Source organism: Kribbella sp. NPDC005582 (assembly GCF_040605415.1).
Taxonomy (GTDB): Bacteria; Actinomycetota; Actinomycetes; order Propionibacteriales; family Kribbellaceae; genus Kribbella.
This window is the reverse complement of record NZ_JBEXCU010000004.1, coordinates 90338-104034: the sequence shown is the minus strand read 5'-3', so window position 1 is coordinate 104034 and position 13697 is coordinate 90338. Positions and strand designations below refer to the sequence as shown.

The window sequence follows — 13697 nt, the reverse complement described above, 5'->3', positions numbered from 1 at the left end:
GACGGGGTGTGGGTTGGTCACGGGGGTCGCTGTTCACCTGTGGGGGGTGACTGTGCGTGACTGAGTTTGTCATGTCTGAAGGGTTGGCCGAGCCGGCCGATCTTCGGCCGGCGGCTTCGGGGGAACGTCGTCGGCCGGTGTGGGTTGTTCCGGACGAGGTGCAGGCGACTGTGCCGCGATCGGCGCGGTACACCGAGGCGCGCTGGGTGGCCAAGTACCGGCGGGCCGCGCTCGCCGGGGACCTGGCCGCGGCGCTGATCGGTGTCTCGTTCGCGCTGCTCGGCCGGTTCGGGGCGCAGATCAACCTGAGCTACCTGGTGATCGGGGCCGTGATCCCGGTCGCCTGGCTGGCCTGCGTGGCGTTGACCCGTGGCTACGAGAGCCGGTACTTCGGCACCGGGCCGGACGAGTTCCGGTCCATCATCAGGGCCGCGGTGGGACTGACCGCCGCGGTCGCGATCACGTCGTACGCGACCAAGAGCGAGGTCGCTCGTGGTTTCGTGCTGCTCGCGGTGCCGATGACGTGTCTGGCGGCCATGGTCGGCCGCTGGGTGCTGCACCGGCAGATCTCCTGGCGCCGGTTCGCCGGCCGGTGCATGCGCCGGGTGCTGGTGGTCGGCCGCAACGACCAGGTGGTCACACTGCACCGGCATCTGGAGGAGCGGCCCGCCGACGGGTACGTCGTCGTGGCCAGCTGCCTGCCGCGCGGTGACGCGTTCGAGGAGCCCGTGTCGGACCGGCTCGGCCGGACCGAGATGGACATCCTCGCGGCCGTCGACCAGTACGACGTCGACGTCGTGGCGGTGGCCTCCGATCCGGAACTGGCCGGGCACTCGCTGCGCAAGCTGTCGTGGGCGCTCGAACAGCGTGGCGTGGAGTTGATCGTCTCGCCGGGCATCGTCGAGGTCGCCGGTCCGCGGATCTCGATCCGGCCGGTGGCCGGACTGTCGCTGCTGCACCTGGAGCGGCCGTCGGTCAGTGGCGGTCCGCACCTGATGAAGGCGGTTTTCGACCGCGTCGTCGGGGTGCTGATGCTGCTCGCGGTGTCGCCGGTCCTGCTGGTCGCGGCGGTGCTGGTGAAGCTCACCAGCAAGGGCCCGGTGCTGTTCAAGCAGGTTCGGGTGGGCCGCGGCGGCGAGCAGTTCCCGATGTTCAAGTTCCGCACGATGGTTGTCGACGCGGAGGCGCGCAAGGCCGAGCTGGTCGCCCTGAACGAGGGCAACGGCATCTTGTTCAAGATGCGGGACGACCCGCGCATCACCAAGGTCGGCAAGTACCTGCGCCGCTTCTCGATCGACGAACTGCCGCAGCTGGTGAACGTTCTCCGGGGGGAGATGTCACTGGTGGGCCCGCGGCCACCGTTGCCGGCCGAGGTCGCGCTGTACGCGATCGACGACTCGCGCCGGATGCTCGTCAAGCCCGGACTGACCGGGTTGTGGCAGGTCAGCGGACGCAGCGATCTGACCTGGGAAGAGTCGATGCGGCTCGACCTGCGGTATGCCGACAACTGGTCGATCGCCCTCGATCTGCTGATTCTCTGGAAGACCGCCCGCGCCGTACTGGGGAGTGACGGCGCCTACTGATCCGCAGGACAACAAAAGAGCGGTGCATTCCCGAGGGGGGAATTCATGGTGCAACAACTCAGTGCCGAATCCGGTGCTGATTCCGCAACGACCGACGTACCGGTTCGGTCCGAGGCCGCGACCCTGGTGATCCAGGCCGCGTCCGGGGACCAGGGGTCGTGGAGCCGGCTGGTCGACCACTATGCGCGGCTCGTCTGGGCCGTGACCCGCAGTTTCCGGCTCAGTGACAGCGATGCCGCGGATGTTTCGCAGATGGTGTGGATGCGGTTGCTCGAGCACATCCACCGCGTCGACCCCGAGCGGGTCGGTGCCTGGCTGGTCGTCACCACCCGCCGCGAATGCCTGCGGGTGCTGGCTTTTCGCAAGCGCGTGCTGCTGACGTACGAGTCGACGGCGTTCGAGGAGCAGCCGGGCGACCAGCCCGAGCTCGACGCCGACCTGATCGCGCTGGAGCGGGCTGCCGATGTCCGCGAGGCGCTCGAGACGCTGCCGGATCGCTGGCAGCAGCTGCTCGGCATGCTGATGGCCGATCCGCCCGCGCCGTACGCGGAGATCTCGGCGAAGATCGGGATTCCGATCGGCAGCATCGGCCCGATCCGCGGCCGGTGCCTGGACAAACTCAGACTGCTGCTTGCCTCCTGAAACAGCAGTGAGTTAGCGACGGCGTCCGGTTCCGCAGCCGCCAGGATCAGAGCATGATCCAGGCGGTGCGGACCGGGCGCTGTGTGCTGTTCGGCCACTGCAGCAGGAAGCTCACCAGCCGGGTGTCGCCCGGGCCCTCGGCGCCCCGCGACTCGACCTGCACCGGCCCGTACGGCGTCACCCGCAGCTCGACCGACAGCTCCGCCCGACCCCGGACGTCGACGTCCAGCGTGATCCCGTGCCCGGCGAACCGCAGTCGCCGGCACTCGTCGTTGCCCGGAGCATCGACCAGGCTGTCGAAGACCACGTCGAGCACGTCCAGGTCCCGCTCGTGCCGCCCGAACGCGGCGTAACCCACAGAGCGCACCAGGGCGATCTGCGTGCACGCACGCTCGGGGGGCGGAAGTGTCATCGTGATCTCAGCGCTCCCCGGAGACCTTGATCACGGAGTCCTCGTCCTGACCGTACGGCGCGCCCTGCCAGGCCGCCCAGTTCACCGAGCTGCCCTGCTCGTGGACGATGAAGTTCCACGGGCCGCTGTAGGTGTTGGCGTAGAACTTGTTGGCCTGCTTGAAGGTGATCGCGTCCTCGATCGTCCGCGCCTGGTACGGCGACCAGTCCGGGAACGTGCCCCAGTTGGAGAAGATGCCGTTGTACCCGCAGCCGGAGTTCGAGGCGCACTTGGGCCCGAGCTTGCTGGGGTCGAGGTTGAAGGTGTTCTCGTGCACGCGGACGTTCTGGGTCTTCCAGCGGCAGTCGCCCAGGTAGGGCTGCTTGGCGATGTTCTGCGCGTTGCAGGTCTTGATCGTGGCAACCTTCGGGTTCACCAGCGTGCCCGAACCGGTGCTGGTGTTGGCCGGCGAGCCCGCGAACCGGTCGGCGTTCTCCCAGAGGATCACGCCGGACCAGTTGTCGGTGAAGACGTTGCCGGTGACCTCGAAGACCTCACCGAACTGCCCAGGCACCCGCTTGTCGGCGCCGGACTCGGAGATGTACAGCGCCGGTGCCGGGAAGCCCTCGTTGTCGGGGCCCTTGCCGAGCCCGTTGCGGATGAAGCTGTTCCGCCGGATCAGCGCGTTGTAGCTGGTCTCGTAGATCACGCCCTCGGCGAAGTTGCCCGAGATGTAGTTGTCCTCGATCGTGAAGGCCGTGTTGTTCGTGTCGGCCCAGAGCCCCGGCCCGTGGTTGTCGTGGATCCAGTTGCCGCGCACCCCGGCGCCGGTCACCGTCCAGAACTTGCCGCCACCGGTGCAGCCGCAGGCCGGGCGGAGGTTCTCCCAGTCGTCGGTGTTGTTGCCGGTGATCTCGTTGCGTTCGACGGTGATCCCGTTGACGCCGTCCTGGTGGTAGGCGTTGAAGCCGTACTGGCCGTTGTCGCGCAGGCAGTTGCCGCGAACGACGTTGCGGCTGCCGATCATCAGGCCGGCGCCCGCGTTGTTCGTGATCGTGTTGGCCTCGATGGTCCAGCCGGTGGCGGAGTTGTGGTTCACCACGCCTTCGTCGTTGTTGCTCTTGGCCGCGCCGAAGTTCTGGATCGTGAGATGGCTGATCTGTACGTTCGCTGCGTACCCGGTGAAGGCGTAGCGGTTCGACTTCCCGCCGTCCAGGATCGCGCCGGGAGCACCGATGTACCGGTTGCCGTCCTTCGGGATCACCTGCAGGAACTCCCCGCCGGCCAGGCGATGCGTGCCCGCGGCGAGATAGAACGTCGTACCGGCGGGGTGCTGGGCGGTCAGGTCCTGCAGGTTCTGGGTGATGCTGACCGGCACCGCTCCGCTCGGCGCGGTGGCCGGGCCGTTCAGGGCCTTGGCGTTGCCGCAGATGGCGACCGGCGGTTTGCCCGGTGCGGTCAGCGACTTGGCTGGTGCGGTCGCCGCACCGTCGCGGTCGCCGCGCCCGTTACCGCTCAGCAGGACGGCAGCAGACACCAGCCCGACCAGCGCCACCGCACTGCTCGCGACGACAAGCCGCCGCGACGTGTACCACGTGGTTCCGCGCTGTTTCATGACTCTTCCTTCGGGGGGCTAACGGCTCGGCACCGGGTTGGCGATCGCGAACTGGTACACGTCGAGCAACTGCTGGAGATTCGCCTGGGGGTCGTGGATGGTCTCGTACGTCGTCCGTGCGTTGCGGCCGAGATCGACGTACCGGTCGGGGCAGGCGTCCGCGTCGAGCAGGAGTTTGGCCAGCTCGTCCGGACGGGTCGGATCGAACAACGCCCCGTCGACACCGTCGGTTACGAGTTCGCGGAAGGAGCCGTGCCCGGAGGCGAGCAGCGGGACACCGACGGCCATCGCCTCGACCACCACCAGACCGAAGGTCTCCTCCCATTCCGAGGGCAGAACGACGGCCCGCGACTCGCTGATCAGGCGGAAGATGTCCGGCTTGGCGAGCATTCCGCGCAGCTGTACCGACGGCCGGTCGGCGGCCCATGCGGTCACCTCGTCGAGCATCGGGCCACCGCCCGCGATCGCCAGCTGCAACGCGTCGTCCCCCGCGACCGCGCGGTACGCGTCCCAGCCCTTCATCAGCAGCGGCGCGCCCTTGGCCGCGTCCAGCCGGCCGACGTACGTGACCTGTCGCTGCGGCGATCGAGCGGTGGGGCCGTCGTACGGGACGTAGTTGTAGCGGACGAAGCTCCGGTCGGCGTCGAAGTCCATCCCGGCCAGGAGTGTGCGCTGTGACTCGGAGATGAACAGGTACGCCGAGACCAGGTTGCGCCAGGTGCGTCGATGAGACCGGGTGTTGAGAACCGTGGTCGCCGTGGCCAGCTTCGAACCGCGGTAGCAGCTGTTGCGGACCGCCGGCAGCGGATTGCCGCCGGCGCAGTCGTGGCAGACCGAGCCCTCGCGGTAGAAGTCACCACTTGCGCAGAGCAACTTGTAGTTGTGCAAGGTGATCACAACCGGTACGCCGGCATCGCGGCAGGCGTAGAGGACCGACGGGCTGAGCACCGGGAACGTGTTGTGCACATGCACCACATCCGGCCGGAACTCCTGCAGCTCGGCCGCGAGATCGCGCTTGCTCTCCGGGTTCCAGATCACGCGCGCCGGCAGGGTGGCCTTCTTCCAGGCCGGCCAGTCCTCGATCTCGTCGCTCTGGCGCTCGAAGAGCCGGACGTCGTGGCCGAGGTCTGCGAGCGCCTCGCACTCCTGGTCGACGACTCTGTTCTCGCCGCTGGGCGCGGTCGACCGGTACCGGTTGTGGACCAGCAGGATCTTCATCAGATGCCTTCCCGGGACGGTCTCGGATACACCAGCGACGCGGCCAGCGTGAGCTCGAGGAAGTACGGCGACGCCTCGCTCAGTCCGGTCTCGGTGAACGACGCGACGACGCAGTACGCGACGATGAACAAGGCGATCGCCCGCCGGGGGCCCTGTGGTGTGAACCAGGCGGCGATGAAGACGAAGAGCAGCATCGCGATGTTGATCGCGGCGCCGAGCAGACCGACGTCGTAGTACGTGCCGAGCCAGTTGCTGTCGATCGGCAACCCGGTGAACGACTTGTTCGACAGGCCGAAACCGAACAGCGTCTCGAACGTCGAGCGCGGTTGCGCCAGGATCGCGTCCCACACCAGCTTGCGCCCGGTCAGGGCGGCGACCTGCTCGGTGTCCTGACCACGGGCCAGCCAGGTCGTCACAGCGGACCCTGCGGTCAGTGCGCCGACCGAGAACACGCCGATGGCGATCGCGAACGTGCGCCGCGCCCGCGACCGGGCCGTGAACAGACTGAGCCCGGCGACGATTCCCCCGACCAGCAACGCGATCAGCGCGGTCCGGGTGTGCGTGAGCAGGAGCACCGGAACCATGACCAGCACGCTGACCAGCGCGACCTCTCGGCGCAGTAGCCCCGCCATCCAGAGTACGGCGGTGAGGCCGGTCGCCATCGCCGCATAGTGACCGACCTGGGTGGCGGGGATCGGCCACAGGATTCCGGACAGCCGGTCGTCGATGAACGCGCCACCGGGGGAGGCGAGCAGCCCGGCGACAACGGTGCCGATGACGGCCCACAACATCATCAGATGAGTCCGGACGAGCAGCAGGTCGCGCCGCGTCCACCACGGCGACAGCAGCCACAGCACGACCACGAAGATCATCAGCCGGCTGGAGCGGTAGAGCGCACCGACCAGGAACTCCGCGCGGAGGCTGGAGATGACTGCCTCGGTGACCAGCAGCGTGGCGAGGAAGATGAAGACGCTCGGACGCAGCCGGAGCGGGCGGTTGACCGTCAGCACCAGCAGCAGGGCGAGCACCAGCGAACCCTGAGCGATCAGCCGGCCGAGCGCGCTCGGGATCGGCACCAGCAACCGTGACTCGGGGAAGAACGTGAGCACGTTCATCACCATCAGCACCCAGACCAGCTGGACGCGCCGGCGGCGGCGCCGCTCGGGTGGTACCGGTCGGAAGCCGGGCTTCGGCGTCAGCCGCGACCCGAGCGTGGCCAGAGCGCTCATCGCGAGAACATCTCGACGTTCGCCGAGACGGCAGCCGCCTCCGCCTCCGCCACGCCGACGCCTTCATCGGTCTTGTCGGCGTTCAGCACGATCGCCGAATCGATCTCGAGACCGGCCAGCCGCAACATGTCGCCGGTGGCCTTCAGCTTGGTCGCGGACGACCGTCCGGCGGTCACCACGACGGCGGCCCGGGACGCCCAGCTGCCGAGGTGATCGGCGCCGAGAGCCGGTGACAGCGTCGCCAGCACCAGCACCACGTCGGCGATCTCCCACGCCGCATCCAGCTGTACGTCGCCGTCGCCGGCCGGGCGGGTCGTGTCGCCGATCCGCAGATAGCAGCCCTCCGGCAGCAGCGCGTCCTTGTCCGGCAGGTGCACGGAGATCCGGCGCTCCGGACCGTTGAAGCTCGAGTCCTGCGTACCGGGCGTGGTGACACCCAGCTTGGCGGCCAAGGTCTGGTGCCCCGTCAGGTCGGCGACCAGAACGTGCTTGCCGTCGTCGGCCAGCGCCACCGCCAGCGATGCCACCGCCAGCGCACACGCCGGTACGTCGTCCACGCTGACCACGGCCAGCGCCGGCGCCGGACGCTCGGCCCAGCTGATCCGGCCGGCGAGGTGCTGTGACAGCAGCCGGATCCCACGGTGCTTCGACTGCCGTGGGCGCAGGAGTCGGCCGAGGGGGAGCAGCCGCCGCGGCGGCCGGCCAGTGCTCAGCCGCACCCGCGCGCCGACGGCGTGCGAGATGTCCTGCCGCTTCCACACCCGGTCCGAGATCAGCGCGCGGACGACGACGAAGCCGAGGCCGAGGAACAGCCCGGCGATCAGGCCGGTGCCGATCTTGAGCGCGAGCATCCGCTTCTGGGAGGTGAGCACCGGGGCCGGTGCGTCGAGCAGCCGGCTGCTGTTCATCTTCGAGGCGATCGTGGTCGAGTCGAGCAACTGCTGCTGGACGAACTTGACCTTGTCCTGCGCAGAGTTCAGCCGCGTCATCTCCGGACTGTTCGGGCGCTTGGGATCGGCCGGATCGTCACCGGCCGCCACCACTGCCTGCCGCGCCAGCGCCGCCTCGTTCTGCGCGGTCGTGAGATCGCGGCGCAACGGCGCGTCCTGCAAAGCGATCTGCTCGCGCCGGAACTTCAGGAAGGTCTGGGCGACGGTCGTGGCCAGGTTGGTCGCCTCGACGTCGGACTTCGCGCTGGCGTTGACCTCCAGCACCCGGCTGGTGATCGGCGCCACGGTGTAGCTGTCCAGCAGCTCGTCCGGCGTCATGGTGAGGTGCAGCGAGTCGATCACCCGGTTGGCCACCGTCCTGGTGGTGGCCAGGCTGACCTCGGTCGCCATCGCCTTCGCCGGGTCCTCGCCCTCGCGGGTCGTGACCAGGATCCGGGCCGTCGCGGTGTGCGGCGACGGCAGCACGACGTTCGACGCCAGACCGCCTGCGAGCCCGACCAGCGCGAGCAGCAGCCAGAGCCGGCGGTGCCGCACGATCGCGTCCCGCAGGAAGCGGAACGTGACCAGGCTGTCCGGCGGGTAGCCCGTCGAGCGCTCGGCGTCGAACAGGCCGTCCTGGTCGTCCCACGAGCCGGCCGACCTGGTCGGCTCGGAGAACTGCTGGTTCGTCATCGGGTCCGCCTTGCCGTACCGGTGAGCAGCGTCGGGAGCCGGGAACCGGACCGCCGCTGCGACTGCGCGACCCGGCCGATCGTCCGGTCGAACGGATCGGGATCGGTGACCACGATGCCGTCGATGGTGCGGTCGTCCCCGGTGATCGCGACGGCCAGCCGGGCCAGCTCCTCGGCGGTCACGGTGCCGGCCGAGAGCGCGATGATCGTGCGGGTGGTCCGCTCGCCCTCGAGCTGCGGGTCGGCGCGGTCGACCAGGGTCAGATAGATGTCCAGGGCAACGGATCCGCGCGGTTCCTCGTGGTGCTGGTCGATCACCAGCGAGCTCGTCACGCCGAACGTCGACGCGAACGCCGCCAGTTGCGGGCCGAGCGAACGGGCCTTCTCGTCGTCGGCGAACGAGATGACGGTCAGCGAGGTCGCCGGGCCGCCCTTCACGTCCAGCTCGAGATGGTGCAGGGTCTTGCGCAGACTCCACGCGTCGACCGCGGTCGGGTGGTAGTTCTGCAGCAGCTCGGCCCAGTCGGACGGATCCTGCGCCGGGTACGACGACACCGAGGCCAGCACCGGAAGACCGACCGCGTCGGCGATCTCGTCGCGCATCCGGAGCCGGCGGTCACCGCGGGCGCGGGCCAGCACGATGATCGCTGCGGCGATCGCGCCGAGCAGTCCGAAGAGGCCGCCGTACGTGCCGGCGTGCAGAAGCTTGCTGCCGCCGTGGGCCTCGGCCGCACCTTCCAGCAGCCGGGCGCCGGTGCGCTTGCCGAGGTCACCCGGCAGTTGCTTGTCGGTGGTGACGAAGACGAGGTAGACCTGCGCGACCGAGTTGGCGAGCTTGACCGCCTGGCGCGCCGACGTGCCCTTGGCCTCGATCCGGATCACGTCGTCGGTCACCGCCGAGGCCTTCACCCGTTCGCGCACCACCTCGGTGGACAGCGGCGGCTCCAGGTTCTGGCCGGCGCTGTGCAGGACCGGGCCGCTCTCGGCGATGTACCGCTGGGTGTCGATGCTCTGCGAGCCGGCCGTCGAGCCGCCGGCCACCACGGGCGGCGGCGGAAGTACCACCAGTGCGGCGGCCGAGTACATCGGCGGCCGCACGAAAGCGAAGGCCACACCGAGCAGCAGTCCCACGACCGCCCCGATGACGACCAGTAACCGGTGCCGCCGAATAGCCTGCCACGACTTCTTCACGTCGAGCTGCTGTGCGCTCACGCCCTGCCCCCTCCGAGCGAACGACTTGCGTGGTTCGCAGTAATAGAGGCGCTAGGACGTGACCTGATACACCCGTCAGCGGAAACGGAAGGTGCTGACCGCCGGCGCGTCCGGGCTGATCCGTCCGGCGCCGATCAGTGTGGTGATCGGGACCTTACGGCCGAATCGCGGTGAGTACCAACCAAGTAGCGGATCGTCACCACCGCGGTGCGCTGTCCACGTCAATCCCGCCGGCAGGTCGGCGACCGCCGTACCGTCTGGCCAGTGCAGGCGGGCGCTGGAGCCTTCGAGTTCCGCGGTCACGTCCGGGCCGAGGTGCCATGCGATCCGTACGTCGGCCGCCGTGTCGAGGTGGTCCTCGACACGCAGCGTCCCGCCGTCCAGTACGGCGTTGCGCCGGTGCGTGACCGGGCTGTCGCCGGCTCGGTAGCCATCGTGTTCGGCATCCCAGCGGCCGGTGGCGCCGTCGTACTGGCGGACCTGGCCGGTGGCGCCGCGCAGCCAGAGGAACGCGCCACCCCACAGCGACTGCTCGGCGCCGTTCACCTCGACGGTGTTGTGGCCGATCGTGGAGCGGAAGTAGTTCCGCCACTCCTCTTCACCGTGGTAGCAGTACGTGCCGGGGTCGGCGAGGATATCGACGCCGGCGGCCCGGACCTCGAGCGACAGCGCGTCGCAGTGCGCGTGCGCCGCGATGGACAGGAAGCCGTGCGGTCCGGCGTCGCCGCGGACCCAAATCTCCGGGCCATCGTCGGTACTGCGCAGGATCGTGACACCGGCGTCGTTGAAGTGGCCGGGGCGTTCAGATGGTCGGTCTGCTTGGGTGCCCTTAATCAGTGCGCCTACCAGTGTGGAGGTCGCGGTTGCCGGGACCTTCGGCCACCAGTCGGCGGATCCGACCGCAGCTGCGCTCAGGGCGACGTAGGCGGACCAGCTGTGGATGTTGGGTGGATCGAGGACCAGGACCATGCCTTCGTCGTCGTCACCTTGGCGCGGCGGACGCAGCGTGCTGTCCACGATCGCTGCGGAGACATCCGCCGTACGCGTGAGGAGAGCCCAGGTGGACGCACTCAACGGGTGTCCGGCCAAGTCTGCTTCCAGAGCGGCGTACAGGCCGAGCTCGGAGACGAAGCGGTGGTAGTCGGTGGCCAGCTCGCGGTTGACGCCGGAGGGGAAGGTGTTGGCGTCCAGCTCGCGTTCCAGCAGGGCAGCCGCATCGGTGCGCCATTTGGCGCTCTCGCGGAACCACGGGAACGCACTGGCACCGACAAGCTGGCCGGCTGCCTCGGCGATCACGTGGTTGTTGGCTGACGAGCCGTGGCTCTGGAACGCAGCCAGGTAGCGCTGGTGCCAGTAGAGCTGGTTCAGTGCGAGTTCGTTGTGCTCGAAGAGGTCGGTGATCTCCGGCCAGTCGTTGAGCAGCCGGCGGATCCAGGTCCAGCTGATCAGCCGGATGCCGAGCTCGATGCCGCTGGCCCAGTGCACGCCGGACAGGAACGGGTTGGTACGCCACCAGTCGTTCAGCTGCTCCGCGACTCGGTCGGCGTACTTGTCGTCGTGGGTCAGGTACCAGGCGGCGGCCAGCTGGGTGAGGTGGTGGTGCCGCGACAGCTCCCACACCTGCTTGATGTTGCCGACCAGGTCCTCGTTGCGGTGGTTCAGCTTGAACGTGTACTGCGTCGGGTCCGACCTGCGGCCGGTGATCGGGTCACGGAACCAGTCCGGCTTCGCAAGGTCCGTGCGGTCGGTGCCGAGCACCTCGAGGTTGCCCGCCATGATCGCGTCGGCGGTCTCGATCACCGCCTTGCGCGCATCGTCCGGTACGGCGCAGGCCACGTGCGGCGGAAGCGTCGTACCGAACGTCAGGTCCCTGAGCAATGTGCTTGGCGCGGCCGGGTCCTGCCCGGGCTTCACCTGCTGATAAGCCCAGGCAGTACGTCGTGCGTGGTCGGTACTGCGCCAGATCAGTTCGGCGGGCGACATCCGGCGCAACCGCCGGACGTACCAGCCCAGGGGCTGACGACTCATACCTTTTCCGGCGCGCCGGAGGCGAGGCTGCGGTCGACGGCGATGGTGGCGCGGGTGGTGGCGATGAGCGAGTCGAACGAGATCGGCATCGCGGTCCCGTTCTTGACCGCTCGCACGAAGGCCTCGAGTTCGGTGCGCTGGCCCTTGTCGGTGCCGCGCGCCTTCTTCGTGGCCGGCTTGCGGCCGGTCCAGACCGACGCGCTCGCGAAGTTGTCGAGGCGCGCGTTGCGGCCGCCGCCGGTGATGTCGAGCGTCTCCTTCGGGAACCTGCTGTTGCCGCCGCTGACGTAGTTGATGCTGCCGACGGATCCGTTCGCGAAGCGCAGGGTGATGACGACATCGCCCGCCTCCGGCCCCGGTACGGCGTACACCTCGGTCGGGGTGCTGTCGAGCCACCAGGCGAGGGTGTCGATGAAGTGCCCGCCCTCACCGGCGAACCGGCTGCCCTCCTTGCCCTGGTCGAGGTACCAGCTGGACGGATCCAGCTTGCCCGCGTTCACCAGGTACCGCACGGAGTGGTTCCCGCCGGGCTCGCCGAACCGGGTCTTGAGGTCGGTGAGCAGTGGCGCGAACCGGCGGTTGAAGCCGACCATCAGCCGGTCGTTGCCGGTGGCCTCGACCGTGGCCACGATCCGGTCGACCTCGTCGTACGTGAGCGCCAGCGGCTTCTCGACGAAGACCGCCTTGCCGGTCTCGAGCGCCCGGCAGGTGAGGTCGGCGTGCGAGCTGTGCCGGGTCACCACGAAGATCGCATCGAGGCTGTCGTCGGTCAGCACCTCGGCCGCGTCGGTCGAGATCTGCTCGAACCCGAACTTCTTCTGCGCGTTGGCCGCGGAGAGCGACTTGTTCGTCGCCACCCGGGCCAGCGTCGCCTCGGAGTTGTTCTGCAGGTGCGGCAGCAGCATGCTCGACGCGTAGTTGCCCGCACCGATGAACCCGAGCCGAGCGGCGCCCGTCGTACCGGACGACTGCTTGGCGACGCGCGGCACAACCGGCTTCGGCTCTTCGGTGGGCACATCTGGGTACTCGAAGAGGAAGCCGACGCCGGGAAGCGAGCCGGAGCTCAGCTTGGCGTAGGCGTCCGTCGCCTCCGCGATCGGGAACGTGCCGGCGATCAGTGACTGGATGTCGATCTGTTCGCGGGCGATCAGGTCGACGAAGCACTCGAGGTTGCGGCGCTCGGTCCAGCGGACGTAGCCGGCGGGGTAGTCGATGCCTTGGAGCTCGTAGCGGTCGTCGTACCGGCCGGGGCCGTAGGAGCGGGAGAAGCGAACGTCCAGCTCTTTGTCGTAGTAGGCGTTCCACGGCAGGTCGAGGCGGGTCTTGCCGATGTCGACGACGCGCGCGCGGTCGCGGGCGAGCCGGGCGGCGGTCTCGACGGGACCGTTGGAGTGGCCGCCGGCGGCGAGCAGGATGTGGTCGGCGCCGAGGCCATTGGATGCCTCCAGCAACGATCGCTCGAGGGAGGCGACACCGGCCTCGTCGGGGGAGGAGCAGGCGAGGGCGCCGGCCTTCTCCGCCATCCGGCAGCGGTCTTCGACGGTGTCGATCCCGAAGACCCGGACACCCGCGGCAACCAGCAACCGCACGCACAGCTGACCGACCAAGCCGAGCCCGATCACTACGGCGGTCTCGCCGAGCTGGACCTCCGCCTGGCGCACACCCTGCATGGCGATCGCGCCAACGGTGGAGAACGCGGCCTGCTCAGCCGGCACACCGTCCGGCACCGGCACGCACAGGTTCACCGGCACCCAGTTGTACTCCGCGTGCAGCGCGAACTCGTTGCCTGCGGCAGCGACCAACTGGCCGACGCTGAACTCCTCGGCACCAGCACCGACCTCAACAACCACACCACACAGCGAGTAGCCGAGCGGCGTGTAGGAGTCGAGCTTGTTCATCACCTTTTGGTAGGTGCTTCGCAAGCCCTGCTGTGCAACGGTGTCCAGCACCTTCTTGACCTGGTCCGGCCGTGCCTTCGCTTTGCCGACCAGCGAGAGCTTGGCCTCGCCGACCTTCATCAGCTCGGTACCGGTCGAGATCAGCGAGTACAGCGAGCGCACCAGCACCCCGCCGGGCTGGCACCCGGGCGGCGGTACGTCGAGCACCGCCAGCTCACCGGACTTGTAGTTCTGGGCGACCTGCTTCATATGTCTGAGTC

The 13697-nt window shown here is 68.8% G+C and carries 10 protein-coding genes; 2 read left to right on the top strand and 8 right to left on the bottom strand.

Annotated features, from left to right (window positions below; all coding sequences use genetic code 11):
- Positions 1-71 precede the first annotated feature (71 nt).
- Together ABZS29_RS23680 and ABZS29_RS23675 are read left to right on the top strand one after the other, a co-directional pair.
- On the top strand, positions 72-1583 hold the full coding sequence (locus tag ABZS29_RS23680; RefSeq protein ID WP_355464590.1) for a sugar transferase: 1512 nt from the start codon (positions 72-74) through the stop codon (positions 1581-1583).
- Positions 1584-1628: 45 nt separating this feature from the next.
- Positions 1629-2225 carry a sigma-70 family RNA polymerase sigma factor gene (locus tag ABZS29_RS23675; protein WP_355464589.1) on the top strand — a complete coding sequence of 199 codons (597 nt, stop codon included), beginning with the start codon at positions 1629-1631 and terminating at the stop codon, positions 2223-2225.
- A gap of 46 nt (positions 2226-2271) precedes the next feature.
- Here ABZS29_RS23675 and ABZS29_RS23670 read toward each other — a convergent pair whose 3' ends face one another.
- From ABZS29_RS23670 to ABZS29_RS23635, 8 genes are all read right to left on the bottom strand, one after another.
- Entirely contained in the window at positions 2272-2637 is a 366-nt protein-coding gene (locus tag ABZS29_RS23670; protein ID WP_355464587.1) for a hypothetical protein, read from the bottom strand.
- A gap of 7 nt (positions 2638-2644) precedes the next feature.
- Positions 2645-4231: a right-handed parallel beta-helix repeat-containing protein gene (locus tag ABZS29_RS23665; protein ID WP_355464585.1), complete on the bottom strand. Its 1587-nt coding sequence runs from the start codon at positions 4229-4231 to the stop codon at positions 2645-2647.
- 18 nt (positions 4232-4249) lie between these two features.
- Positions 4250-5449: a glycosyltransferase gene (locus tag ABZS29_RS23660; RefSeq protein WP_355464583.1), complete on the bottom strand. Its 1200-nt coding sequence runs from the start codon at positions 5447-5449 to the stop codon at positions 4250-4252.
- Positions 5449-6678: a hypothetical protein gene (locus tag ABZS29_RS23655; RefSeq protein WP_355464581.1), complete on the bottom strand. Its 1230-nt coding sequence runs from the start codon at positions 6676-6678 to the stop codon at positions 5449-5451. Before ABZS29_RS23655 ends, ABZS29_RS23660 begins: the two co-directional genes overlap by 1 nt.
- Complete coding sequence (locus ABZS29_RS23650) at positions 6675-8300, bottom strand: hypothetical protein (RefSeq protein WP_355464579.1); 1626 nt, start codon at positions 8298-8300, stop codon at positions 6675-6677. Before ABZS29_RS23650 ends, ABZS29_RS23655 begins: the two co-directional genes overlap by 4 nt.
- A complete protein-coding gene (locus ABZS29_RS23645; protein WP_355464577.1) occupies positions 8297-9511 on the bottom strand; it encodes a Wzz/FepE/Etk N-terminal domain-containing protein in 1215 nt (404 codons plus the stop codon). The genes ABZS29_RS23650 and ABZS29_RS23645 overlap by 4 nt, the downstream gene beginning before the upstream one ends.
- 75 nt (positions 9512-9586) lie before the next feature.
- Positions 9587-11539 carry an alginate lyase family protein gene (locus ABZS29_RS23640; RefSeq protein WP_355464575.1) on the bottom strand — a complete coding sequence of 651 codons (1953 nt, stop codon included), beginning with the start codon at positions 11537-11539 and terminating at the stop codon, positions 9587-9589.
- Complete coding sequence (locus tag ABZS29_RS23635; RefSeq protein WP_355464573.1) at positions 11536-13686, bottom strand: bi-domain-containing oxidoreductase; 2151 nt, start codon at positions 13684-13686, stop codon at positions 11536-11538. Before ABZS29_RS23635 ends, ABZS29_RS23640 begins: the two co-directional genes overlap by 4 nt.
- Between the last annotated feature and the right edge of the window lie 11 nt (positions 13687-13697).